This window comes from Enterobacter cloacae complex sp. P18RS, assembly GCF_014982105.1.
Taxonomy (GTDB): Bacteria; Pseudomonadota; Gammaproteobacteria; order Enterobacterales; family Enterobacteriaceae; genus Enterobacter; species Enterobacter hormaechei_C.
In genome coordinates, this window is the sequence record NZ_JADCKV010000002.1 from 236,237 (window position 1) to 259,627 (window position 23,391).

A 23,391-nucleotide genomic window follows, 5' to 3' on the forward strand; every position below is an offset into this window, starting at 1 on the left:
AGGTGTTAGTGCCTATTGTAGCGCGTCATGCCGTGGGTTAAACAAAATTGTTTGAAGCTTATGCATTGCCCAGGGTAATCAATAGCGTTATAGTTATCTCGCTTATTCTCAGGGCGGGGCGAAATTCCCCACCGGCGGTAAATCAGCTTAACGCTGAAAGCCCGCGAGCGCTTTGGGTGAATTCTCAAAGGTCAGCAGATCCGGTGTAATTCCGGGGCCGACGGTTAGAGTCCGGATGGGAGAGAGTAACGATCCAGTCGGGCATGGCCCGCTCACGTTATTTTTTTGCCGCTAGTACGGCGCTCCTAAGACTGCCCTGATTCTGGTAACCATAAAGTTAATGAGGTTTTTTTACCATGAATCAGACGCTACTTTCCTCTTTTGGCACTTCAACTCAACGTGTTGAACATGCACTGGATGCACTGCGCGAAGGCCGCGGTGTGATGGTGCTTGATGATGAAAACCGTGAAAACGAAGGCGACATGATTTTTGCCGCCGAGAACATGACCGTTGAGCAGATGGCGCTGACCATCCGTCACGGTAGCGGCATCGTATGCCTGTGCATCACCGAAGACCGTCGCAAGCAGCTTGATCTGCCGATGATGGTTGAAAACAACACCAGCGCCTTTGGTACCGGCTTCACCGTGACCATTGAAGCAGCGCATGGCGTAACCACCGGTGTGTCGGCGGCTGACCGCCTGACTACCGTGCGTGCAGCGATTGCTGATGGTGCGAAACCATCCGATCTGCACCGCCCTGGTCACGTCTTCCCGCTGCGCGCGCAGCCGGGCGGCGTGCTGACCCGTGGTGGTCATACCGAAGCGACCATCGATCTGGTGACGCTGGCTGGCTTCAAACCCGCAGGCGTGCTGTGCGAACTGACCAACGATGATGGCACCATGGCGCGCGCGCCGGAGTGCATCACCTTTGCGCGTCTGCACAATATGCCAGTGGTGACGATTGAAGATCTGGTTGAGTACCGCCGCGCGCACGAGCGCAAAGCCAGCTAAACATGCTGATGTGAAAAAGCCGGGGAAACCCGGCTTTGTTGTTTCTAGTGGTAGTTAATTTTGAACAGTACCACGGTTTCAAACGGCCCGGACTGAATCGCTTTCCTTTCCTCCCGTGAAAGTTCAGCCGTGTAGTTTTGCTCAACATTCATCTTATCGCCCGTAAAATCGGCGTACTCCTTGTACTGGTTAAAGGTGTAAGGCTCCGTTCCGTTAAGAATACGCAGCTTTAACCCATTCCCTATCAGTACTGCGGTGTCGTCTGCGCTAAGCGTTTCGGTTGTGTAAAACGACGAGTCCATCTTAAATCCGTCCGAGCACTGGGCATCCTGCACTTTGGTGGTTCGTATTGAAAACGTGCGCATACGCGTCTGCTGATTCACAATGTCGCGCGCGCTGAAGGCGCCGAAGTCGATCTCCTGATTTTCAGGGAAAATGCTAAACGTCGCTCCACAATCAAGCACCGTAATGTTTTGCAGTCCGTTGATGTGATACTTGAGGTTCTTCGCGTCGGCCATCTGATTAACGCCACCCTTACCGTCAAACTGCACAACGATGTAATCGCTGAGCGAACTGATATAACCATGTGGCGGCATAGCCTTAATTCGCACGAAAAGTCGTAATCGGGCGACGAACGTGCGTGAAATATGGATATCATCCGGATTGCCGGAGCAGATGCGATTCTCCCAACCCATCTGGCGGATTTGATCCGCGGTGTAAATGGTGATGTTATTGTTGTCCAGGCACTGGCGGGTATCCACGCCGTTGGGCTGGCCCGTGGCATCGTAATCTATGCCTTCATAGGTGACGCCCAGTTCATAATAGGGATCGGTTGCGGCAGGATAAGGGTTCACCCATGCAAAGACATCTTCCGGCTCAAAATTGCTCGTGACGTTGTTATCACACGTCACCGGAATTTTAATGTCATCAGACTCCCATATTTTTTGACCAACCTGAGCGTTGCTGGGTATCGCAAAAGGGGTGATCGTTTTTGTCTCCTCGACGGGGCCGCCAGATCCACCCAGATAGCAGTTAAGCGCCAGCGCATCTTTCAAAGGCAGCGCTGAAAGCAGCAGTGTAAACAGGAAACTAGCGAGCTTTTGCATCTTTATCGATTTTCCGTTCGGTAAGTTTACATAGCGCCGTTCCGGTGCACTGCACGTCGACTTTTTTTAGGGCGCCGTAATCGTCGATATAGCCGATGCTGTAATAACTACCGTGGTAATCACCGGTAGAGGCGGTTGCCGTGGCGAAAGGCGCAATCATCAGACTGTCAAAACCCGGCAGCATGGTTTTGGCATTTTTGCTCAGCCACGCCAGCGTGATGTAGTACGGCGTAGGGTTGTGGACCGTGAGTCCTTTCGCGCTGGCGGTAATTTCCATGCGCATTTCAGCCAGTTCGCCGGATTTTTTGCTAATCGCTTCCGGACGCCAGAACAGCTTGATTCGGCTCTGCATGGCAACCTGCATCACGCTGCGCTCCTCGCTGGCGCTGATGCTTTTTGGCGGTACTTCACGCAGGTTGAAATAAAACAGCGATTCCCTGTCTTTTGGCAACTGGCGGGTGGCGGCTTGTTTAACAATTCTTACCTGCGACGAGGCGCCCGCTTCGATACGTTGAATGGGGGGAAGCGCCATAAAGTGCGCATCTTCTTTATGCCCCTTTTCATCTTCAATCCAGGAGAGCGCCAGATAAGGCAGCGCCTTGCTCTGGTTGTCCACTTTCAGGCTGCTGGCCTTGTCGCTTTCTGGAAAAACAATGCGCGTGCGGTCCAGATTAATGGCCGCATGGGTGGTAAATGCTGTGCTGATTAGCATCAGGCACAGGCTTTTAATCGGCGTTAATTTCATGATGATTTCTTACTGACACGGCAGTATCAACTGCATACTGTTTTCTAAGTGAGAAGGTAACGAGAAGCGACACTGTTGGTTGTCGCCCCATGTCACGCGAAACTGCTGTTCTGGCTCAACGGCGCCGAGCCAGACGTGGCCTTCATCGGCCACCATCCCAACCTGCAAATCGTTTGCTTCCAGGCGAACAATCGCCCCGAGCGGTGGCGTTCCTGATGACATCCGCAGAACACCTGCCACGTCCCGACCTGCACGCGTGGCAATCTGACGAAAACCAATGGCCCCCTCAGTCCAGGTTGAGATCACGACGCGGTTGTCCACGTCCACGCCATCCGGAAGGTTGTTCATATTGATCTGCACGCTGGAGGGGGAATAGCTGGAGAATGACGGTAAAACGCCGATGCCAAAACGGTTGGTCTCATCTCGCGACATGTTCAGCGGGATATTGCCTACCCCGTCGGTGCTGACCATTACGCGGGGTTCATTACCGTAGCTGCGCCGGTGCAGCGCGGCGCCTTTCACCGTTGAGGTGAAGGAACCGCTCCAGCTTGCGCTGAGGGAGTTATATTCGTCAGCTTTATAGCTGCCGGAGAGATTAAGATCGCCGTACGCAGAATAATGCTGATAATTCCCGCTGAACTGCGCCCCGGAGTCTGGCTTCCCGCTCTCCGCGCCCGCGGAAACGCCCCAGGTGTTATTGCGATCCGACGTGTCGTACCACGACACGTTATGGCTCAGCGTGTCGCGGTTACGCAGGTCATAGTTAAGTCTATGATCGGGATCGAGCGGTACGCTGAGCGAGAGATAGAACTGAGTATCGTCACTTTCGTCTTTCTCATCGTAATGCGTTTTACTCCAGGACAGGGTTACGCCAAGGTTCTTCCAGCGGCCCATATCAAAGTTGTAGCCCGCCGTGATACTGCCGGTCGTGGAGGGTGAATCATTCCACCATGTCTGACGCAGCATATTGACGTACAGGTTCAGGGATAACGCCGAAATGTACTGGCTTGCCGTCACGCTCAGGGTTTGTTTTTCCGACTGGCGGTCACCGTCGTCATAATCAAGGTAGCGGGCGTAGCTCAAAAACTGTGGATCTGAGTAGCGGTAGCTGGCGAGCGTAAGCTGACTGCCGGTGGTATCGAAACGCTTGCTGTAGTTAATGCGATAGCTGTAACCCGTCTGGCTGCGCTGGTGTGGCAGCTGGCTGGTGGCCTGCGTGACGTCAAAAGAGAGCGCCCCCAGCCAGGCCATATTCTGGCCGATCCCGGCAGCGAGGGAACGATAGCGGTCGCCATCGGCCAGCGTACCGCCATACAGGGAGGTGTGCGACAGCATGCCCCAGGAAAATTCGCCGCTCATGAAGGCGTTATCTTCAACGTCATGGGAGGCACCCTGGCGCGCTTTACCCGCCGCGAGCTTGTAGCGCACCTGACCCTTGCGCGTTAAAAATGGTACGGATTCGGCCGAGACCTGGAAGGTGCTGACGCGTCCATCCTCTTCCGTGACTTTGACGTCCAGCGTGCCCTGAACCGACTGGTTAAGATCCTGAATAACAAAAGGACCTGGCGGCACTTTACTCTGGTAAATCACGCGATCGGCAAGGCTTACGGTTACCGTGGCGTTGGTTTGCGCTATCCCGGTAATCTGCGGGGCATAGCCGCGCAGCGACCATGGCAGCATACGTTCATCGCTGATTAGCGATGCGCCGGTGTAGGTAAAGGCGTCAAAAATTGCGGACTGGAAATCCGTTTCACCCAACGTCAGTTTCGCACCGATCGAGGGCAGAGGGCGGAACATATACACGCGTGAAAAACGTCCATTATGCTCCGAGCCTGCGTCAGTATGGCTTTGCGTGTACTGGTAATCGCTGCGTAGCCGCCACGCGCCCATGTTTGCACCGACGGTGCCATAGGTATTGGCGTTGTCATTGTTGCCGCCGCTATTGGGCTGATAATGGCTGGCAAAAAGATTGTAATCCAGCAGTACGCCCGGCACGCCGTTGTCCCAGGTGGATGGCGGCATCCAGTCAACCGCACGGTATTGCAGCCACGCCTGGGGGATGGTCACTTTCAGGGTCTGGCTGCCTTGCTCAAAAGTAAATTTGATGTCTGGTCTGGCGGCGAAATCAACGCATCCCTCTTTCTCCGGCAAAGCGTGACGAATGTCATCCTGCAACGCAAAGGTATCGACCAGCTCGGGGGGAATACAGACCTGAACGGCGTTATTTATTTCTCGCCAGCGAAGCTGCCAGCCATTTGCCAGCGGAATATCATTGACGGCAACCGTAACGAAATAGCTTCCCGGCGTAACCGATATTTGATCTTTAAACAGTGATAAATCGACGCTGCCGCGCTGATCTTTATCGATGGCGTTTATATTAAACTCGGTGGCAGAGGCAACTTTCGTCATTAACAGGGACGCAATGATGATTATCCATTGTAATTTGTATGTCATCATCCTGTTACTCGAGTAAATAGAGAGTGCCGACCGGTATGAATTACCAGTCGGCTGGTGCCGTGACGTAACAGAATTATTTGTACATCAGGACGTAGTTAGCCGTGGCTTCAACCTGGCCTGCCGTCGCAGTTTTACCTGTAGGGACTTCCATAACCGCTTTGAAATGCAGCGTCTGGGTGGTTGAACCCGCCAGCAACTCAACCTCGTTGGCCTCTCCCAGCGTGATAGCAGACTCCGCGTTATCCAGCAGACGCACCCCCACGTTCTGCGCACCGCTTGCATAGGTGTTGCTCATCAGGCTGGTATCCGCCGCGTCTGTCGCTGCGCTGGTAAAGGTCACATCCACTTTGGTAATTGGCGTGTCGGTCTCGTCTGCCGGATCGTCAAGCTGGCAGTTTTCCAGATTGATATCGACCGGAACCGGGGTAGATTTTTTGTTGGCGTTGATAACGGCCGTGGTCACTTCACCCAGATCGACTTCTTTATCAACGCTGTCTGGTGCGATACTGCACGGTGCGTCAATAACAATACCTTTGAATGTGATTTTTCCTGAGCCTTGATCATCTGCAAAAGCAGCACCCGATACAATGACTGCCATAGCCGTCGCTAACAGTAGTTTTTTACCCATATACATGAAAATATCCTTTTTCAGAGTGATTCATAATGTGAATATTAATTTCAGAATACTCGCGAAGTATACGAATTGGGGTGGGGAGACGCGATTAACATGACTTAAATATATTTTTAGATGGTTTTAATTAATATTTGCAGGCTATTTTAAGAGGCGTGGTTTTTCAGGGTTTTAACAGGTTTATATTTGCGGGTTATTATAGGTGAAATATATAGGATTGTTTTTTTGAATAATATAAAGCCTCCGTATAAAACGGAGGCATAAATTCTTAGCCAATACCGGCCGTTTGCAGCAGTACCAGACTCATCCCCATCACTGACATTCCACACAGTACGCCGTAGCTGGGGTTATTGTTGGGATCGATCTCTTTCGCCAGCGGCATCAGCTCATCGACAGAGAGCGCGACCATAATCCCGGCCACGGCAGCCATAATCGCAGCCATCACAATCGGGGAGACGAGGCTACCGAGGATCAGCCACGCCAGCACGCCGCCGAGAATTTCAGCCATCCCGGAGATACCCGCCCAAAAGACAGCCGTACGTTTTGAACCCGTGGCGGCATAAACGGGCCCGGCAACGGCAAGTCCTTCAGGAATATTGTGCAAAGCCACGGCCAGCGCCACACCAAAACCCATTTCCAGGTTGCTGCTGGCCGTGACATAGGTGGCGATACCTTCCGGAAAGTTATGCAGGCTGATACCCAGCGTCAGCAGAATGGCCGTGCGTTTGATATTGCCCGGGATGGGGGTAACGCTTTTTTGCATTAAATCCTGCGGGTGCGCGTGAGGAAGAATACGGTCGAGCGCAAAATAACCCAGCAGTCCAATGATAAACATGCCATAGCCCAGAACAGGCGACATACCTTCGGTGTGAAGCGCGGCGGGCAGCATCTCCATCAGCGAGATAAGCAGCATGATCCCGGCGGCGAAACCCAGCGAGAAGGCCAGAAGGCGATTAGAGGGTTTTTGCCCGAGTACCCCGAGGAACGCACCGATAAAGGTTGCGGCGCCCGCGAGTAAGGTCAAAATCAACGGTACTGACATGCATTCTCCTTAAGCGATATCTGACATTCAAATTTCCTGATGTTGATCTTCACGGTTATCTGCGTTCATCTTCACCTGAATGCGCGTAATGTAGGCCCATCACATTGACACCTTCTCTAAGGATATCACCATGTCTTCTTCTCGTATGCCAGCACTGTTTTTAGGCCATGGCAGCCCAATGAACGTCCTGGAAGATAACGTCTATACCCGTGCCTGGCGTCAGCTGGGTGAGACGTTACCGCGTCCGAAGGCAATTGTGGTGGTCTCTGCGCACTGGTTTACCCGGGGTACCGGTGTGACGGCTATGGAAGCGCCAAAAACGATTCATGATTTTGGCGGCTTTCCGCAGGCGCTGTATGACACGCATTATCCTGCTCCGGGCTCCCCCGAGCTGGCGCAGCGGCTCGTTGATCTGCTCGCCCCTGTTCCGGTTGCGCTGGACAAAGAAGCCTGGGGCTTTGACCACGGCTCATGGGGGGTGTTGATCAAAATGTATCCGGATGCCGATATCCCGATGGTGCAACTGAGTATCGACAGCACCAAACCGGCTGCCTGGCACATGGAGATGGGGCGTAAGCTGGCTTCGCTTCGTGATGAGGGCATCATGCTGATTGCCAGTGGCAACGTGGTACACAATCTGCGTACGGTACGCTGGCACGGTGAAAATACGCCGTACCCCTGGGCAACAGCCTTTAATGACTATGTAAAAGACAACCTGACCTGGCAAGGGCCGGCCGAACGACACCCTTTGGTGAACTATCTGGATCATGACGGCGGTTCGCTCTCTAACCCGACGCCGGAACACTTCTTGCCATTGCTGTATGTATTAGGCGCGTGGGATGGTCAGGAGGTTATTACAATCCCGGTCGACGGTATTGAGATGGGGAGCTTGAGTATGCTGTCGGTGCAGGTGGGGTAAAAACATGTCGGGTGGCGGCTTCGCCTTACCCGACCTACATATTGAGCGTAGGCCCGGTAAGCGTAGCGCCACCGGGCAAGTCTTACTCGACGAAAATATGCGGGTAGAAACGCGACAGATCCTGCGTAATCAGCGCGCGATCTTCGCGAATGCCAATCCCGGCAGGCTGATCGTTAATAAGCCAGCTGCCGATCAACGTATAGCTGTCGCCAAACTTCGGCAGTTGATAAAACGCCTGGACGATCATCCCTTCTTCACCGTACGGCCCTTCAACCGCTTCCAGCGTTTTACCGTTTTCGATAATCGAGACGTTTGCCCCTTCACGGGAGAAAATTGGCTTAACGACGTATTTCTCCATCGGTGGGAAATCATCTTCAGCAAAGTAAGCAGGCAGCAGGTTCGGGTGATTCGGGAACATCTCCCACAGCATCGGCAGCAGGGCTTTATTGGAGATAATGCTCTTCCAGGCCGGTTCCAGCCAGCGCACGCCGGCGTCTTCCAGTTTGGTAGAGAACATTTCCCGCAGCATGTATTCCCACGGATAGAGCTTGAACAGGTTGCTGATGACCTGATCCTGCATGTCCGTAAACTGACCTTTTTCACCTAAACCGATATCTTCGATATAGAGGAATTCCGTCGCCACTTCCGCTTCGGCTGCGCAGTCCTGCAAATACTGAACCGTACCGCGATCTTCTTCGGTATCGCGGCAGCAGGCGAGGTGCAACAGGTTGAAACCGTGCTGTTCACGCAGTTCGACGAAACGCTCAATCAACTTTTCCTGAAGGCTGTTGAACTGGTCGCTGCCTTCGGGCAAGTTTCCGGCATTCGCCTGATCTTCCAGCCAGATCCACTGGAAGAACGCGGCTTCGTACAGAGAGGTTGGTGTATCCGCGTTGTTTTCTAAAAGCTTCGGTTCACCCACGCCATCCCATGCCAGATCGAGGCGAGAGTAGAGCGAAGGCTGGTTCGTTTTCCAGGACTGACGAACAAAACTCCAGGTGTGCTTCGGAATGCGGAATTTGGTCATCAGCTCATCGCTGTCGATGACTTTTTCTACTACCTTCAGGCACATCTGGTGCAGCTCTGCGGTTACCTCTTCAAGCTTTTCGACCTGAGCGAGCGTGAGCTTATAGTAAGCATCTTCACACCAGTACGGCTCGCCGTACATGGTGTGAAAGTTGAAACCGTATTCGGTGGCTTTTTCGCGCCAGTCCGGGCGCTCAACAATACTGACTCGTTCCATGATCAGCCGCCCATTGAGCGAGTTGAGGAGCCGGTCGCACTACGCTGCATGGTGGTTTGTTTGGCAACAGACTCACCAAAGCCGCCACGGGTAATGGTGCTGGTGGTGGCTGGTTTCGGCGCCATTGCGGTTTTCGGTACGGTCATCGTACGGCCTGGCGTTGCAGCACCGTAACCCTTGCCGGTGGCATCGGTGTATTTACCGTAGGCCGGGCTGTTCGGGTTTTTGGAGCTAAACAGCGGCTGCTGCTGGTAGCCCGCACCGCCGCTCATCAAACGGCCCATCATATAACCCGCCATCAGCGGCATCCAGAAGCTGCCGCTGGACTGTGCCTGCGCCTGGTTTTCCGGTGCCATACCCGCCTGAGCAGGTGCCTGCTGGCACTGGCCTTCACCGAATTCGGCTACACAGTCTTCGCGAGAGGCATATTTCGGCGCGGTACGTTCCGCTTCTTTGAGGGCGTTGTTATAGGCCGTCGTACACTCAGCGGCTTTACCGGTTGCGCTCGCGCAGTCGTCGGCGTTTTGATACAGCGAAACCGTTTCGTCGTTTTGCTCACAGCCTGCCAGCATAAAGACGGCGGTGACCGCCAGCGCGACAGGTGTCAGGTGGCGTGCGTTCCAGCTTTTGCGGAACGACGCGTGATTCATCGTTTTTGTCCGTTTCATATTTGTCTTCCAGGACCCAGTGGTAATAACGCTCAGGATAGAGGATGAGTGGTTGAAAATGAAGCGAAGAGGGGCGAAATGCGGGGGATCTTTACGTTGGCTTACGTTCAGGTGTGATTTTGCGCCGGGTGGCGCTGTGCTTACCCGGCCTACGGTTAAGTAGGCCCGATAAGCTCAGCGCCATCGGGCAAGGCTTAATGACGGAACGGATTCGTACCGCTGCTGGCAGGTGCGGTGCTACGCGCTGCCGCTGGCTGCGCAAGCGGGGCGCTGCTGTTAGGGGTGAAATTATCAACGGCGGCATCCTGCTGTGGATTTTCCGGCGCGACGCTGTCAGGCGACGTAGGGACCGGTTTGCCCAGCGTGCTGTTCAGCATTTGCAGATCCTGCTCGTTCAGCGTACCCAGCGCCTGCTTGATGTTCAGCTGGTTAATCAGATACTGATAACGTGCGCTGGAGAGCTGCTGTTTCGCGTTATACAGCGTGGTCGTTGCGTCTAACACGTCCACGATGGTACGCGTACCTACGGAGTAACCCGCTTCGTTCGCATCCAGTGAGCTCTGGGCAGAGACGACGGCCTGTTTATAGGCGTTGATGCTGCTGATAGAGGCATTTACGTTGTTGTAGGAAGAACGCACGGTCTGCACCACGTTGCGGTGTGCGCTTTCCAGCTGCTCACTGGCGCCCACAAAGTTGTACTGCGCCTGTTTCACCTGAGAGTTAACCATTCCGCCCTGGTACAGCGGCAGAGAGAAGCTGAGACCCACTTTGTTCTGGCCAACGTTGCTGTCGTCATAGGCCTGAGAGGTCGTTTTAGACCCGCTGTAGCTGGTGTCCGATACGCCGGTAGAGGCGCTCAGGCTCAGAGTTGGCAGGTGACCATCCTGTGCAAGACGGATCTGTTCGCGCGCCAGATCCTGGTTCAGGCGTGCCTGCAACAAGGTCAGGTTGCGGTTTTCCGCTTCTTTCAGCAGGGCGTTAACCGCCTGCGGTTTGTCCGTTTTGAAACTGTCCACGTTCAGAGAGGCCAGCTCAGGATAGTAGTTACCGGTGACCTGACGCAGTGCTTCCAGGGCGTTGTCGAGGTTGTTACGTGCGGTCACTTCGTTAGCCAGTACGGTATCGTACTGTGAACGGGCGTTCTGCACGTCAGTAATGGCGACCAGGCCCACGTTAAAACGCTGGGTGGTTTGATCTAACTGACGGTAAACCGCCTGTTTCTGCGCTTCGGTGTAGGAGAGGGCGTCAATCGCGCTCAGAACCTGGAAATAGGCGGTCGCGGTATTCAGGATCAGCGTCTGCTGATCGGTCTGATAGGTGACATCCTGAATGCCGGCGCTCTTTTCCTGCAAGCTCAGTTCCCGCCATTTGGACATGTCGAACAGGGTTTGTGTAAGCTGTAAAGAGGCGCTGGTGGCATTCGAATCGATGCCATTGTTATCGCGAAAACCGTTAGTGTAGGTATAATCTGCACCTAAGCCTAACTGCGGCAGCAGTGGACTACGTGCTTCGTTAATCTTTTCAAACGCAGCATCACGATCGGCCGCTGATTTACGTAAATCAGGGTTGCCCAGACGTGCCTGCTGGTAGACCTGTAACAGGTTTTCTGCCTGGCTCATTGCACTGAAGCCCGTCAGGCTCAGGCCGATAAGGATGGGGAGCAATTTCTTCATTTGCATTCCTTGTTGTGAAGCAGTATTAGCGCTGATCTAATTAAAAATAATTGCCGATTCTAACAGAATCATCCACACCAAAAGGTTGGCGTAACGTGCCATCTGGCGGTAATTTGCTCCAATCTACCATATAGCCATACAAACGGCAGCCAAACAGCCTTGAAATTCACAATTTCATCACCATTGCTACCAGGACTCGACCGATGCAAAAACCAGAAAACGTGCCTGTCACCTTCGCCAAAAACGATGTAGAAATTATTGCACGAGAAACGCTTTATAGCGGTTTTTTTTCAATGGAACTTTACCGTTTCAGGCATCGTCTGTTTAACGGTGAGATGAGCGGTGAAATCAAACGCGAAATTTTTGAGCGCGGGCATGCGGCTGTGTTGCTACCCTATGACCCAGTGCGTGATGAAGTGGTGCTGGTCGAACAGGTGCGTATTGCGGCTTATGATACCAGCGATACGCCGTGGTTGCTGGAGATGGTGGCCGGGATGATCGAAGAAGGTGAGTCGGTCGAAGACGTCGCTCGCCGTGAGGCGCTGGAAGAGGCGGGCCTGGCGATCGGCCGGACGAAACCGGTGTTGAGCTACCTGGCAAGCCCGGGTGGGACAACGGAACGTTCATCTATTATGGTGGGCGAAGTGGACGCCAGGACAGCGGAAGGGATCCACGGTCTGGCAGATGAAAACGAAGATATTCGGGTTCATGTGGTGAGTCGGGAGCAGGCTTACCAGTGGGTAGAAGAGGGGAAAATCGACAACGCAGCGTCTGTCATCGCCCTGCAATGGCTACAGCTGCATTATCAGACATTACGACACGAGTGGAAAAAATGAAGCGTTATACACCTGACTTCCCAGAAATGATGCGCCTGTGCGAAACCAATTTCGCCCAGCTGCGCCGCCTGCTGCCGCGAAACGACGCGCCCGGCGAAACGGTGAGCTATCAGGTGAGCAACGCGCAGTATCGGTTAACGATAACAGAATCAACGCGCTACACTACGCTGGTGGAGATTGAGCAAACGGCGCCGAGCATCAGCTACTGGAGCCTGCCGTCGATGACGGTACGTCTTTATCATGACGCGATGGTCGCTGAAGTGTGTTCAAGCCAGCAGATCTTTCGCTTTAAAGCGCGGTATGATTACCCGAATAAAAAGTTGCATCAACGCGACGAAAAGCATCAAATTAACCAGTTTTTAGCCGACTGGCTAAGATATTGTTTAGCACATGGAGCAATGGCGATTCCGGTTTGTTAGCGTCATAAACCTACCTAAGGACACCATTTGGAAAGCCTGTTGAACCTGACTGTTGCTGGTGGGGCGCCAGTCAGGATATTACAAATCACCGACACCCACCTTTTTGCCGAAAAGCATGAGACGCTTCTGGGCGTGAACACCTGGGAGAGTTATCAGGCGGTTCTTGACGCGATCCATGCTGAAAAGCGGCCATGCGATCTGATCGTCGCGACGGGCGATCTGGCGCAGGATCAATCCTCCGCAGCCTATCAGCATTTTGCTGAAGGGATTGCGAGCTTTAGCGTGCCTTGCGTCTGGCTACCGGGCAATCACGATTTTCAACCCGCTATGTACAGTTCGCTTCAGGATGCGGGGATTTCACCGGCAAAATGTGTCTTTGCGGGGGACCAGTGGCAAATTCTGCTCCTCGACAGTCAGGTGTTTGGCGTTCCGCACGGTGAGTTGAGCGACTATCAGCTTGACTGGCTGGAGACAAAACTAGCCGCCGAACCGAATCGCAATACGCTGCTGTTGCTGCATCATCACCCGCTGCCGGCGGGCTGTAGCTGGCTCGATCAGCACAGCTTACGCAACTCTGCGGCGCTGGACGGCGTACTGGCGAAATTTCCGCGCGTGAAAAATTTGCTGTGCGGGCACATTCACCAGGAGCAGGATCTCGACTGGAATGGTCGCCGCCTGCTCGCGACGCCCTCTACCTGCGTGCAGTTTAAGCCGCACTGCGCCAACTTTACGCTGGATACCATCGCACCGGGCTGGCGCTGGCTGGAGCTGCATGCCGATGGCTCGCTGACCACCGAAGTTTGCCGTCTGACCGGGGCTCAATTCCGCCCGGATACCGCTTCGGAAGGCTATTGATGTCGACGCTTCTCTATCTGCATGGGTTTAACAGCTCACCACGATCGGCGAAAGCGACGCAGCTTCGCCAGTGGCTGAGCGCGAATCATCCCCACGTGGAGATGATTATTCCGCAGTTGCCCCCTTATCCGGCGGATGCGGCAGAGATGCTGGAATCGATCGTGCTTGAACACGGCGGCGAATCGTTTGGCGTTGTCGGGTCGTCGCTCGGCGGCTACTACGCCACCTGGCTGTCGCAGTGCTTTATGTTACCCGCTGTCGTCGTCAACCCGGCGGTCCGGCCATTTGAGCTGTTAAGGGACTTTCTTGGCGAAAACGAGAACCCCTACACCGGCCAACAATATGTGCTAGAGTCACGCCATATTTACGATCTCAAAGTTATGCAGGTCGACCCGCTTGAAGCGCCCGATCTTATCTGGCTGCTGCAACAGACGGGAGATGAAGTGCTGGATTACCGCCAGGCAGTGGCGTATTACGCATCCTGCCGCCAGACTGTAGAAGAGGGCGGTAACCATGCTTTCACGGGCTTTGAAGATCATTTCACCCAGATTGTCGATTTTCTTGGACTGCACAGCCACTGACAATCAATGCGAATTGCTAGCTTAAATCATGACGCAAACCTATAACGCTGATGCCATTGAGGTACTCACCGGGCTTGAGCCGGTTCGCCGCCGCCCGGGGATGTACACCGATACGACGCGCCCAAACCACCTGGGCCAGGAAGTAATTGATAACAGTGTGGACGAAGCGCTGGCAGGCCATGCCAGACGCGTGGACGTTATCCTGCACGCCGATCAGTCGCTGGAAGTTATCGACGACGGCCGCGGCATGCCGGTAGATATCCACCCGGAAGAGGGTGTTCCCGCCGTTGAGCTGATCCTCTGTCGTCTGCACGCGGGCGGTAAGTTCTCCAACAAAAACTACCAGTTCTCCGGCGGCTTGCACGGCGTGGGGATCTCCGTGGTTAACGCCCTGTCAAAGCGCGTGGAAGTGAACGTTCGTCGCGATGGCCAGGTGTATAACATCGCGTTTGAAAACGGCGAAAAAGTGCAGGATTTGCAGGTCGTCGGGACGTGCGGTAAACGCAACACCGGCACCAGCGTCCATTTCTGGCCTGACGAAAGCTTCTTCGACAGCCCACGCTTTTCCGTTTCTCGCCTGACGCACCTGCTGAAAGCCAAAGCGGTGCTGTGCCCGGGCGTGGAAATCACCTTTAAAGATCACGTAAACAACACCGAACAGAGCTGGCGCTACGAAAAGGGTCTGAACGACTACCTGTGCGAAGCGGTTAACGGCCTGCCGACCCTGCCGGAAAAACCGTTCGTCGGGAATTTCGAAGGTGACACCGAAGCGGTGGACTGGGCGCTGCTGTGGCTGCCGGAAGGCGGTGAGCTGCTGACGGAAAGCTACGTCAACCTGATCCCAACGCTGCTCGGCGGGACGCACGTCAACGGCCTGCGTCAGGGGCTGCTGGATGCGATGCGCGAGTTCTGCGAATACCGCAACATTCTGCCGCGCGGCGTGAAGCTTTCCGCAGAAGATATCTGGGACCGCTGCGCCTACGTGCTCTCCGTGAAGATGCAGGATCCGCAGTTTGCCGGTCAGACTAAAGAGCGCCTGTCGTCACGCCAGTGCGCGGCGTTCGTCTCCGGCGTGGTGAAAGATGCGTTTACCCTGTGGCTGAACCAGAACGTTCAGGCCGCAGAAATGCTGGCTGAAATGGCGATCTCCAGCGCCCAGCGTCGCCTGCGCGCGGCGAAGAAAGTGGTGCGTAAAAAGCTGACCAGCGGCCCCGCGCTGCCGGGCAAGCTGGCGGACTGTACCGCCCAGGATCTCAACCGCACCGAGCTGTTCCTGGTGGAAGGGGACTCGGCAGGCGGATCGGCCAAGCAGGCGCGCGATCGTGAATATCAGGCGATCATGCCGCTCAAGGGTAAGATCCTCAACACCTGGGAGGTCTCGTCTGATGAAGTGCTGGCCTCGCAGGAAGTACACGACATCTCCGTGGCGATCGGCATCGATCCGGACAGCGACGATCTGAGCCAGCTGCGCTACGGCAAGATCTGTATCCTCGCGGATGCGGACTCCGATGGTCTGCACATCGCCACGTTGCTCTGTGCGCTGTTCGTGAAGCACTTCCGCACGCTGGTGAAAAACGGTCACGTCCACGTGGCGCTGCCGCCGCTGTACCGTATCGACCTTGGCAAAGAAGTCTACTATGCGCTGACGGAAGAAGAGAAAGCGGGCGTGCTGGAGCAGCTCAAACGCAAGAAGGGCAAACCGAACGTTCAGCGCTTTAAAGGGCTGGGCGAGATGAACCCGATGCAGCTGCGTGAAACCACGCTGGATCCGAACACCCGCCGTCTGGTGCAGCTGACCATCAGCGATGAAGACGAACAGCAAACCAACGCCGTGATGGATATGCTGCTGGCCAAGAAACGTTCTGAAGACCGACGTAACTGGCTCCAGGAGAAAGGCGATATGGCGGATATTGAGGCCTGATGTCCCCTCACCCTAACCCTCTCCCACAGGGAGAGGGTTAGGATCGTAGGCCCGGTAAGCGTTAGCGCCACCGGGCTTTTTTACGTCAAAACTCCATCTTCACCGTAAACTGCACTTCACGCGGGTCGCCAATCTGGTTGCCCAGGTTGTTGGTCGCAATCGACGACGTGTAGTAGGTCTTATCGAACAGATTCTTCACGTTCACCTGTAGCGTCACCGGATATTGCAGCTTCATTTTGTACGCCGCAAATGCATCCGCCACGAAATAGCCCGGCAGATAATAATCCGCACCGTTAGTCGCTGAGCGGCGGCTTACGCCGTGCCCGCCGCCGCCAATTGTCAGCGTATTCCCGGCAAACGCATTGTGAATATCGTACGTCAGGAACAGGGAGCCGGTATGGCGCGGTACGTTCGGCAGCGGTTTGCCCGCGTAGTCCGGGTCTTCCAGCACCTTCGCATCGGTATAGCCGTAGCTGGCGATAATGTTGGTGTTCTCGGTCAGCGATCCGGCGAGATCCACTTCGACACCCTGCGAGCGCACGCGGCCCGCAGTTTTGGCGACGGTTTCATCACCGACGCTTTCGGTGTACAGCACGTTGCGCTTGTGGATATCAAACAGCGCGATGTTGGCGGTAATGCCGTCGAACAGGTCGAACTTAGCGCCTATTTCATACGCGTTAGACGTTTCCGGCGGCAGGTCGGCGATGTAGCTCGCAATGGACGACTGCGGCATAAACGTCTGGGAATAGTTGGCAAACAGGGAGACTGCCGGCGTGAGCTTGTATACCAGGCCCAGCTTCGGCGTCCACTGGTCGTCGCGGCTGTCGGTGTTGACGTTAAACGGACGGCCTTTGCCCGCGTACTGGGTGTAATACTGGTAGCGCAGTCCGGCAACGGCGATCCATTTATCGGTCAGGTACAGCGCGTCCTGCGCGTAGGCGGAGTAGCTCTCCTGCTTGATGGTTTGATCGCTGTCGGCTGCCGAGACGGTGGTGCACTTGCCGAGGCTGCCGTAGCTCGGGTTGTAAATATTGAAATCCTTAACGTTCTTACAACGGATCATGTCCGTGCGCAGCAGATCGTAATTTTCATACGACACGCCGGTCAGTATCTCATTGTAAAAGCCCGCGATGTCCACGTTCCCCTGCAAATCTGCCCGCGTTGTGTGCATACGCTGGGTCGAACCCTGGGTCGCATCCACGCGGCGGGTCAGGTTGCCGGTTTTTGAATCGTAGGCCATCACGCGAGCCTGGTTATCGCTGTACTTATCCTGGCTGTAGCTGTAGTCGAACTTCGCGGTCCACTGGCTGTTGAGCCGATACTCCGCGTTAAGCTGAGCGAGGTCGGACTGACCGTCGGTCACGTTAAATGGCTCATCAAAGCGGGTTTTGCGATCGACGTCGACGGCCTTTTTGGTGTTGAGATCGAAGATCGTTCCGCGATCGAACGGCGTTTTATAGTCGCGATGCGAATAGAGCACGGTCACGGTGGCATCATCGCCGAACCAGGTCAAAGACGGGGCGATAAAGGTGCTGCGTTCGGTGCCGAAATTACGCCAGTAATCCTCGTCCTGATACTCCCCCGTCAGGCGATAGGCCAGACGCGTACCTTCAATTGGACCGGTGACGTCAAACTGTCCGCTACCGCCGCCAAAGCTGGTTGATGTGGCAGAAATCGAGCCGCCGAAGGTTTTCTCCGGGCGTTTGGTCACCACGTTAATCAGGCCGCCGGGGTCGAGAATACCGTAAAGGGTCGAGGCAGGGCCTTTTAGCACCTCCACGCGCTCGGTTGCGGCATTGAAGCTGCGCGGCAGCACGGTGCGCAGGCCGTTGGTCATGATCGAGCCATCGCGGTTTGCGCCGAAGCCACGGCGCACGAAGGCATCCTGCGTGCCGCCCAGGGTGTTGGTCTGCACCACGTTGCTGACGTTATACAGCGCCTCGTCTAGCGTGGTCGCGTTTTGGTCTTCCAGCACTTTATCGCTGACGGTATTGACCACCTGCGGGATGTCTAGCATCGGCATGTTGGTCAGCGTGGCGGTGGAGGTGTTCAGGGGCTGATAGCCGCTGGTGGCGTCGGTGGAAGCGTAAGGATCGGCAGTGACGGTAAGCGTCTCACTGTCTTTTGCTGCTGCGTGCACCAGAGGCGCCATGAACAGGAGTGAAAAGAGCGCGCGCCCTTTTACCCCGGCGAATGAAGGTGTGAACTTAGCCATTACATCTGTTTTCCCAAAATATCCTGCGATGAAATGCTCGCGGAAGAATGTGTGAGTCATTGCCCTTACGGTCTGTCCGTTAGCCTCTATGGCATCGGACTTGTAATTGAGAATCATTCAAGCATGAGGGCATGTAGTAGTAAATGAAATAAATAAAAATTTCGCTACAGAGGTTTCTCTCTGACTAATACGCATCATTTTCTGGTTTAAGATATTGAGAATAATTAATAAAAATGTATTTTAGTTTGTGTGTTGATGCTCAATTATCCCTGGGGTTTACAGGGTGTATCTTCGCTTGACTACTACATGGAGCGGCGGCAAACTCACAAAAGAGAATGAGTTTTATTTTTATTTGTTGGTTTTTTTTCTTACGTTGGCGTTCACGTGGCTCACTACATCAAAAAGCCGGGACTGGTTCTTGAGAACCTCTCCGCGGGTTACCAGAAAAAAATCATCGTTGATGATATCTCCCTTGCGATCCCCCAGCAGAAAATGACTGTTCTGGTGGGCGCAAACGGCTGCGGAAAATCGACGCTGTTAAGTACCCTCGCACGGCTGCTTCAGCCGCTCGGCGGCAGCGCGGTGCTGGACGGCAAAGCCATCCACTCGCAACCAACCAAAGCGGTCGCCCGCCAGCTCGGGATCCTGCCGCAGTCTCCGCTGCTTCCAGAAGGGTTAACCGTATTTGAGCTGGTCTCGCGCGGACGTTTCCCCTGGCAGAACGTGATGCGCCAGTGGAGCGAGGAAGACGAGCGGGCCGTGGAAGAGGCGTTACGCCTGACCGGAACGGCAGAGTTTGCCCATCATCTGGTTGAAAGCCTGTCCGGCGGCCAGCGCCAGCGCTGCTGGATCGCTATGGTGCTGGCGCAGCAAACGCCCTATATCCTGCTGGATGAACCCACGACGTACCTCGATCTTCGCTACCAGGTGGAGATCCTCGAACTGCTGCACACGCTGACGCGCCGGCACGGGCGCACCGTGGTGGTGGTTCTGCACGATCTCAACTTCGCCGTGAATTACGGTGATTCGCTGGTCTTTTTACGTCAGGGAAAGGTCGAGGGGGTACTGCATGAGGGCGACGCCTGCACGCCGGAGCTAATCAAAGCGGTGTTTGACGTCGACGTGCATATGTCGGTTAACCCGCTGACCGGCAAGCCGTTCTTTATGCCGTTCCGTCAGGCTGACGACAAACCATGATGCGCACATCTGTGGCCTTTATTCTCTTTACGCTGCTGCTTCTGGCAGGCGCAATTGCGCATCTGAGCATCGGGGCGCGCGTTATCGCCCCCCGGACGGTAGTAGACGCATTTTTCCACTTCGACCCGCGCAATTTTGAGCATAGCGTGATCGTCAGGCTGCGCTTGATGCGGCTATGCGCCGCCCTGGTGACGGGCGCGGCGCTCGGCGTCGCGGGCGTGCTGCTGCAATCAGTGATCCGCAACCCGCTCGGCGAGCCGCATATCCTGGGGCTGAATGCAGGGGCGGCGCTGGCGGTGGTGCTGACGAGTGCCCTCGGGCTGTCGCTGCCGTTTGGCCGCCCTCTGATAGCCGCAGCTGGCGCCGCCGCGCTCTTTTTGCTGGTGCTAACGTTCTCCTCATCCGGGCGTACCGGTCTCACGCCGATGAAGGTCACGCTGTGCGGCGTGGCGATGTCGGCATTTGCCTCATCGATAACCGCCACGGTGTTGATTCTGGATGAACAGACGCTGCTGGCCATGCGGACCTGGCTTGCGGGGGATGTGGCGGGAGTCATCGGCGAGACGATCGCTAGCGCCGCGGGGGCCGCTGCCGTGGGTTTTGCGCTGGCGCTCTGGCTGTCGCCGTCGCTGAACATGCTGGCGCTGGGCGAGAGAATGGCGCAGGGGCTTGGCGTGTCGCTGCTGAAAACGCGCCTGCTCGCGCTGCTGGCCATCGCCCTGCTGTGCGGCGCGGCGGTTTCAGTTGCCGGACCGATCGGGTTTATCGGACTCGTGGTGCCGCAGCTGATTCGCCGTCTGGTATCGGTGGACCTGCGCGTGATGGTGCCGCTTTCAGCCCTCTGCGGGGCGCTGGTTCTGCTGATGGCGGATATCGCCGCCCGTACGCTGTTTACGCCGTATGAGCTGGCAACCGGCGTGATGACTGCGCTGGTCGGCGCGCCGGTCTTTATCCTTATGGCGTCAAGGATGTTCAAATGAACCGGGCTGGATTGAGGGCAGTACGATTTTTCTCCTTCTCGGCGCTGGTTCGCCCGAGGGCGCTGCTGTATCTGGCCGTATTATCGCTTGCCGCTCTCCTGCTGCTAAGTTTTGGCCTGACGCACGGTTCGCTGCCCATTCCTGCTTCCGCCATCGGACGTGCGCTGTTTTATCCTGAACGTCTGACGGCGGATGCGCATTACATTGTGATGGATATCCGCCTGCCGCGCCTGCTGATGGCGGTGCTGTGCGGCGCGATGCTCGGCATGGCGGGGGCGGCCATGCAGTCCATTACCCGCAACGGCCTTGCTGACCCCGGTCTTATCGGCGTGAAAGAGGGCTGTAGCGCGGCGGTGCTGCTGCTGATTTTTCAGTTTCCGGGATTGGGGCCGTACTGGCGTCCACTTATCGGCATGGCCGGTGGGCTGCTGACCGCGCTGCTGGTAGTGGCGCTGGCGCGTGTTATCTCGCGCCCGCGATTCATCCTGATCGGCATCGGCGTGTCATGGGCGTTTGCCGCCGCGATGGGGGTCTTTATGACGACCGCCGACGTGCGCGACGTCCAGACGGCGATGCTGTGGCTGGCGGGGAGCCTGCATACGGCAAGCTGGACGCTGGTCAGCATCGCTGCTGCCTGGACAGTGCCAGCGTTTGCGCTGCTGCTCTTTACCGCACGCGCCGCAGACGTAGCCTTGCTCGGCAACCACACTGCGACGGGGCTGGGCGTGCGGACTTCACGCCTCGCTCTGCTGCGCGTGTTTGCCCCCGTGGTGCTCACCGCGGCCTGCGTCTCCTGCGTGGGGAGTATCGGCTTTGTCGGGCTAATTGCTCCGCACATGGCGCGCCTGCTGCTGCGCGGAGGGCAAACGGCACTGCTGACGGGAAGTGCCGTACTGGGCGCGCTGCTGGTGCTGCTGGCGGATAACGTCGGGCGGCTGGCATTTCTCCCGTTGCAGCTGCCGGCGGGAATTGTCATTTCACTGATTGGCGGACCGTTTTTCCTGCTGCTGCTCTGGCAGCGTCGGGATCGATTTTAGGGGATAAAAATGCGCGTATTTTTTGCAATGCTGGTGCTGGTGGGTTTTGCTGTAGGAGCCGCAGAGCCAACGCAGACGTTTACTGACGACCTGAACCGCAACGTGGTGGTGCCGGTTAACCCGAAGCGGATTGTGTCCCTGCACGACCTGGATATCACCATTCCGCTGATCGAGCTTGGCGTACCGCCGGTTGCCAGCCATGGCCGCACCCGACCGGACGGCAGCCATTTTCTGCGTTCCAGCGGTATGCTGACGGGCATCGATTTTGATAATTCCGACATCACATTCATCGGCACCGCGGATATCGATATTGAAGCCATCGCTGCGGCGAAGCCGGATCTTATCATCACCGAGCCGACCCGCAACACGCCGGTCGAACAGCTGGAAAAAATTGCCCCGACGGTGAGTATCGATCACCTCGACGGCGGTGCGCCGGAGATCTACCGCAAGCTGGCGCAGCTTACCGGGACAGAGGCGCGGCTGAAGATTCTGGAGCGTCGCTATCAGGAGCAGATCGAGGCGCTAAAGGCGACCATCGATACGAGCAAACTGACCGTCTCGGTGATTCAGGCCAATCAGGGCAAAATCAACGCCATGCACAGCTACCACTCGCTTGGGCGCGTGCTGCGCGACGCAGGGTTCAGGTTCCCGCCGCTGATTGAGAGCATCCCGGAGGGCGGGCGCATCGACGTCAGCGCCGAGCGCCTGCCGGAGCTGGATGCTGATTTTGTCTTTGCCACCTGGCGCGGGGACACCGGCGGAAAACCGCAGGACGAGCTGGCGGCGATGGATGCGGTGATGCCGGGCTGGTGTCAGTTTCTCAACGCCTGCCGAACCGGGCATTACGTGCTCATCTCCCGCGAGGAAGCGATCTCAAATTCATTTGCCTCGCTGGGGCTGATGGCCGCGCAGGTGCAGTCGCAGATAGCGGGCCGTCCGCTGCCGGAGGCCGCACGATGATCCGAAAAATTGATGTCTACGGCGACCGCCTCCGCTCGCGGGCGCACCAGCTGACGCCGCGTCTGCTGCAGGTGGCGAGCTATATCAATGAAAATCGTGAAGCGGTTATGGAGCAGACGGCAATGGAGATTGCCGCTGTGCTACACACCTCGGACGCCACCGTGGTGCGTGCCATTCAGGCGCTTGGGTTTGGTGGGCTGCGGGATCTCAAGCAGACCCTGGAGCAGTGGTTTGGCCCGGTGGTCACCTCCAGCGAGAAGATGTCCACCACGGTAAACACGCTTACCAGCGACGTCGACGCGAGCATCGATTTTGTGCTGGAAGGCCATCAGCACACCTGCGCGGTGTTGTCCGAACCGGGCAACCGCTACGCGATGGCGCAGGCCGTGTCGCTGCTGGCGCAGGCGAGACAGGTCGCTATTTTTGGCATTGGCGCATCCGGCATTCTGGCTGAGTACACCTCGCGACTGTTTAGCCGTATAGGCCTGCCTGCGATCCCGCTCAACCGCACCGGTATTGGCCTCGCCGAACAGCTGATTGCCCTACAGCGCGGTGACGTGCTGGTAATGATGGCGCAAAAATCCGCGCACCGGGAGGGGCAGACCACGCTGCGCGAAGCGAAGCGCCTGGGTATTCCCACCATTTTGCTGACCAACGCCACGGACTCGCGCTTTAGCAAAGAGGCAAGCGTAGTGATCCACGTCCCGCGCGGTGGCGAGAAGGGCAAAATCCCGCTGCACGGCACGGTGCTGCTGTGCCTGGAGATGATTATTCTGTCCGTCGCCTCCACCGAGCCGCAGCGCACCATCAAGTCGATGAAGCGCATCAACGAGTTACACCGCGGATTAAAGCCGGGGAAGAAGAGCGGATGATCTTCCCCCTCTCTCCGTGGGAGA

Annotated in this window: 21 protein-coding genes and 1 riboswitch; of the genes, 12 read left to right on the forward strand and 9 right to left on the reverse strand. The window is 56.1% G+C overall.

The window, feature by feature from the left end; translation table 11 throughout:
• The first annotated feature begins 100 nt into the window (after nt 1-100).
• Nucleotides 101-251, forward strand: a riboswitch (FMN riboswitch).
• A 105-nt stretch (nt 252-356) separates the two neighbouring features.
• A complete protein-coding gene (gene ribB / locus INF61_RS01245; RefSeq protein ID WP_015571897.1) occupies nt 357-1,010 on the forward strand; it encodes a 3,4-dihydroxy-2-butanone-4-phosphate synthase in 654 nt (217 codons plus the stop codon).
• 44 nt (nt 1,011-1,054) lie between these two features.
• Here the strand turns inward: ribB and INF61_RS01250 are convergent, their stop codons facing one another.
• From INF61_RS01250 to zupT, 5 genes are all read right to left on the reverse strand, one after another.
• Entirely contained in the window at nt 1,055-2,116 is a 1,062-nt protein-coding gene (locus INF61_RS01250) for a type 1 fimbrial protein (RefSeq protein ID WP_193547463.1), read from the reverse strand.
• Nucleotides 2,100-2,861, reverse strand: a complete 762-nt coding sequence (locus INF61_RS01255) for a molecular chaperone (protein ID WP_023295458.1) — start codon at nt 2,859-2,861, stop codon at nt 2,100-2,102. The genes INF61_RS01250 and INF61_RS01255 overlap by 17 nt, the downstream gene beginning before the upstream one ends.
• A 9-nt stretch (nt 2,862-2,870) precedes the next feature.
• On the reverse strand, nt 2,871-5,315 hold the full coding sequence (locus tag INF61_RS01260; RefSeq protein WP_193547466.1) for a fimbria/pilus outer membrane usher protein: 2,445 nt from the start codon (nt 5,313-5,315) through the stop codon (nt 2,871-2,873).
• 76 nt (nt 5,316-5,391) lie between these two features.
• Nucleotides 5,392-5,952, reverse strand: a complete 561-nt coding sequence (locus INF61_RS01265) for a fimbrial protein (RefSeq protein WP_015571893.1) — start codon at nt 5,950-5,952, stop codon at nt 5,392-5,394.
• A gap of 265 nt (nt 5,953-6,217) precedes the next feature.
• Nucleotides 6,218-6,991, reverse strand: a complete 774-nt coding sequence (zupT, locus tag INF61_RS01270; RefSeq protein WP_015571892.1) for a zinc transporter ZupT — start codon at nt 6,989-6,991, stop codon at nt 6,218-6,220.
• Nucleotides 6,992-7,121: 130 nt separating this feature from the next.
• Between zupT and ygiD the strand changes: the two genes are divergently transcribed.
• Nucleotides 7,122-7,910, forward strand: coding sequence for a 4,5-DOPA dioxygenase extradiol (gene ygiD, locus INF61_RS01275; RefSeq protein ID WP_017692656.1), 789 nt, complete (start codon nt 7,122-7,124; stop codon nt 7,908-7,910).
• Nucleotides 7,911-7,992: 82 nt separating this feature from the next.
• Here the strand turns inward: ygiD and INF61_RS01280 are convergent, their stop codons facing one another.
• From INF61_RS01280 to tolC, 3 genes are all read right to left on the reverse strand, one after another.
• The gene (locus INF61_RS01280) at nt 7,993-9,153 is read right to left on the reverse strand and encodes a glutathionylspermidine synthase family protein (protein ID WP_017384039.1); all 1,161 of its coding nucleotides are present in this window, start codon (nt 9,151-9,153) and stop codon (nt 7,993-7,995) included.
• Nucleotides 9,154-9,155: 2 nt separating this feature from the next.
• Nucleotides 9,156-9,821 carry a DUF1190 family protein gene (locus tag INF61_RS01285; RefSeq protein WP_003862522.1) on the reverse strand — a complete coding sequence of 222 codons (666 nt, stop codon included), beginning with the start codon at nt 9,819-9,821 and terminating at the stop codon, nt 9,156-9,158.
• Between the two features lie 194 nt (nt 9,822-10,015).
• The gene (gene tolC, locus INF61_RS01290; protein WP_058689592.1) at nt 10,016-11,494 is read right to left on the reverse strand and encodes an outer membrane channel protein TolC; all 1,479 of its coding nucleotides are present in this window, start codon (nt 11,492-11,494) and stop codon (nt 10,016-10,018) included.
• Between the two features lie 203 nt (nt 11,495-11,697).
• Here tolC and nudF point away from each other — a divergent pair, with 203 nt between their 5' ends.
• From nudF to parE, 5 genes are read left to right on the forward strand one after another with little or no spacing between them, the layout of a single operon-like run.
• Nucleotides 11,698-12,330: an ADP-ribose diphosphatase gene (nudF, locus tag INF61_RS01295; protein ID WP_045141813.1), complete on the forward strand. Its 633-nt coding sequence runs from the start codon at nt 11,698-11,700 to the stop codon at nt 12,328-12,330.
• Nucleotides 12,327-12,749 carry a DUF1249 family protein gene (locus INF61_RS01300; protein WP_003862516.1) on the forward strand — a complete coding sequence of 141 codons (423 nt, stop codon included), beginning with the start codon at nt 12,327-12,329 and terminating at the stop codon, nt 12,747-12,749. The genes nudF and INF61_RS01300 overlap by 4 nt, the downstream gene beginning before the upstream one ends.
• A gap of 27 nt (nt 12,750-12,776) precedes the next feature.
• The gene (cpdA, locus tag INF61_RS01305; RefSeq protein ID WP_017384043.1) at nt 12,777-13,604 is read left to right on the forward strand and encodes a 3',5'-cyclic-AMP phosphodiesterase; all 828 of its coding nucleotides are present in this window, start codon (nt 12,777-12,779) and stop codon (nt 13,602-13,604) included.
• A complete protein-coding gene (gene yqiA / locus INF61_RS01310) occupies nt 13,604-14,185 on the forward strand; it encodes an esterase YqiA (RefSeq protein WP_015571888.1) in 582 nt (193 codons plus the stop codon). The genes cpdA and yqiA overlap by 1 nt, the downstream gene beginning before the upstream one ends.
• Before the next feature lie 28 nt (nt 14,186-14,213).
• On the forward strand, nt 14,214-16,106 hold the full coding sequence (parE, locus tag INF61_RS01315) for a DNA topoisomerase IV subunit B (protein WP_017384044.1): 1,893 nt from the start codon (nt 14,214-14,216) through the stop codon (nt 16,104-16,106).
• A gap of 85 nt (nt 16,107-16,191) precedes the next feature.
• On the opposite strand, the gene INF61_RS01320 is transcribed toward parE, so the two are convergent.
• Nucleotides 16,192-18,321 carry a TonB-dependent siderophore receptor gene (locus INF61_RS01320; protein WP_193547464.1) on the reverse strand — a complete coding sequence of 710 codons (2,130 nt, stop codon included), beginning with the start codon at nt 18,319-18,321 and terminating at the stop codon, nt 16,192-16,194.
• Nucleotides 18,322-18,705: 384 nt separating this feature from the next.
• Here INF61_RS01320 and INF61_RS01325 point away from each other — a divergent pair, with 384 nt between their 5' ends.
• From INF61_RS01325 to INF61_RS01345, 5 genes are read left to right on the forward strand one after another with little or no spacing between them, the layout of a single operon-like run.
• Nucleotides 18,706-19,518, forward strand: a complete 813-nt coding sequence (locus INF61_RS01325; protein WP_017384046.1) for an ABC transporter ATP-binding protein — start codon at nt 18,706-18,708, stop codon at nt 19,516-19,518.
• On the forward strand, nt 19,515-20,498 hold the full coding sequence (locus INF61_RS01330) for an iron ABC transporter permease (protein ID WP_032649559.1): 984 nt from the start codon (nt 19,515-19,517) through the stop codon (nt 20,496-20,498). The genes INF61_RS01325 and INF61_RS01330 overlap by 4 nt, the downstream gene beginning before the upstream one ends.
• A complete protein-coding gene (locus tag INF61_RS01335; RefSeq protein WP_193547465.1) occupies nt 20,495-21,535 on the forward strand; it encodes an iron ABC transporter permease in 1,041 nt (346 codons plus the stop codon). The genes INF61_RS01330 and INF61_RS01335 overlap by 4 nt, the downstream gene beginning before the upstream one ends.
• Before the next feature lie 9 nt (nt 21,536-21,544).
• The gene (locus INF61_RS01340) at nt 21,545-22,495 is read left to right on the forward strand and encodes an iron-siderophore ABC transporter substrate-binding protein (RefSeq protein ID WP_015571884.1); all 951 of its coding nucleotides are present in this window, start codon (nt 21,545-21,547) and stop codon (nt 22,493-22,495) included.
• Nucleotides 22,492-23,367, forward strand: coding sequence for a MurR/RpiR family transcriptional regulator (locus INF61_RS01345; protein WP_015571883.1), 876 nt, complete (start codon nt 22,492-22,494; stop codon nt 23,365-23,367). The genes INF61_RS01340 and INF61_RS01345 overlap by 4 nt, the downstream gene beginning before the upstream one ends.
• Nucleotides 23,368-23,391 lie beyond the last annotated feature (24 nt).

Coding starts and splice junctions, on each gene's coding strand:
- ribB (WP_015571897.1), top strand. CDS start 357: ATGAATCAGACGCTACTTTCCTCTTTTGGCACTTCAACTCAACGTGTT.
- INF61_RS01250 (WP_193547463.1), bottom strand. CDS start 2,116: ATGCAAAAGCTCGCTAGTTTCCTGTTTACACTGCTGCTTTCAGCGCTG.
- INF61_RS01255 (WP_023295458.1), bottom strand. CDS start 2,861: ATGAAATTAACGCCGATTAAAAGCCTGTGCCTGATGCTAATCAGCACA.
- INF61_RS01260 (WP_193547466.1), bottom strand. CDS start 5,315: ATGACATACAAATTACAATGGATAATCATCATTGCGTCCCTGTTAATG.
- INF61_RS01265 (WP_015571893.1), bottom strand. CDS start 5,952: ATGTATATGGGTAAAAAACTACTGTTAGCGACGGCTATGGCAGTCATT.
- zupT (WP_015571892.1), bottom strand. CDS start 6,991: ATGTCAGTACCGTTGATTTTGACCTTACTCGCGGGCGCCGCAACCTTT.
- ygiD (WP_017692656.1), top strand. CDS start 7,122: ATGTCTTCTTCTCGTATGCCAGCACTGTTTTTAGGCCATGGCAGCCCA.
- INF61_RS01280 (WP_017384039.1), bottom strand. CDS start 9,153: ATGGAACGAGTCAGTATTGTTGAGCGCCCGGACTGGCGCGAAAAAGCC.
- INF61_RS01285 (WP_003862522.1), bottom strand. CDS start 9,821: ATGAAACGGACAAAAACGATGAATCACGCGTCGTTCCGCAAAAGCTGG.
- tolC (WP_058689592.1), bottom strand. CDS start 11,494: ATGAAGAAATTGCTCCCCATCCTTATCGGCCTGAGCCTGACGGGCTTC.
- nudF (WP_045141813.1), top strand. CDS start 11,698: ATGCAAAAACCAGAAAACGTGCCTGTCACCTTCGCCAAAAACGATGTA.
- INF61_RS01300 (WP_003862516.1), top strand. CDS start 12,327: ATGAAGCGTTATACACCTGACTTCCCAGAAATGATGCGCCTGTGCGAA.
- yqiA (WP_015571888.1), top strand. CDS start 13,604: ATGTCGACGCTTCTCTATCTGCATGGGTTTAACAGCTCACCACGATCG.
- parE (WP_017384044.1), top strand. CDS start 14,214: ATGACGCAAACCTATAACGCTGATGCCATTGAGGTACTCACCGGGCTT.
- INF61_RS01320 (WP_193547464.1), bottom strand. CDS start 18,321: ATGGCTAAGTTCACACCTTCATTCGCCGGGGTAAAAGGGCGCGCGCTC.
- INF61_RS01330 (WP_032649559.1), top strand. CDS start 19,515: ATGATGCGCACATCTGTGGCCTTTATTCTCTTTACGCTGCTGCTTCTG.
- INF61_RS01335 (WP_193547465.1), top strand. CDS start 20,495: ATGAACCGGGCTGGATTGAGGGCAGTACGATTTTTCTCCTTCTCGGCG.
- INF61_RS01340 (WP_015571884.1), top strand. CDS start 21,545: ATGCGCGTATTTTTTGCAATGCTGGTGCTGGTGGGTTTTGCTGTAGGA.
- INF61_RS01345 (WP_015571883.1), top strand. CDS start 22,492: ATGATCCGAAAAATTGATGTCTACGGCGACCGCCTCCGCTCGCGGGCG.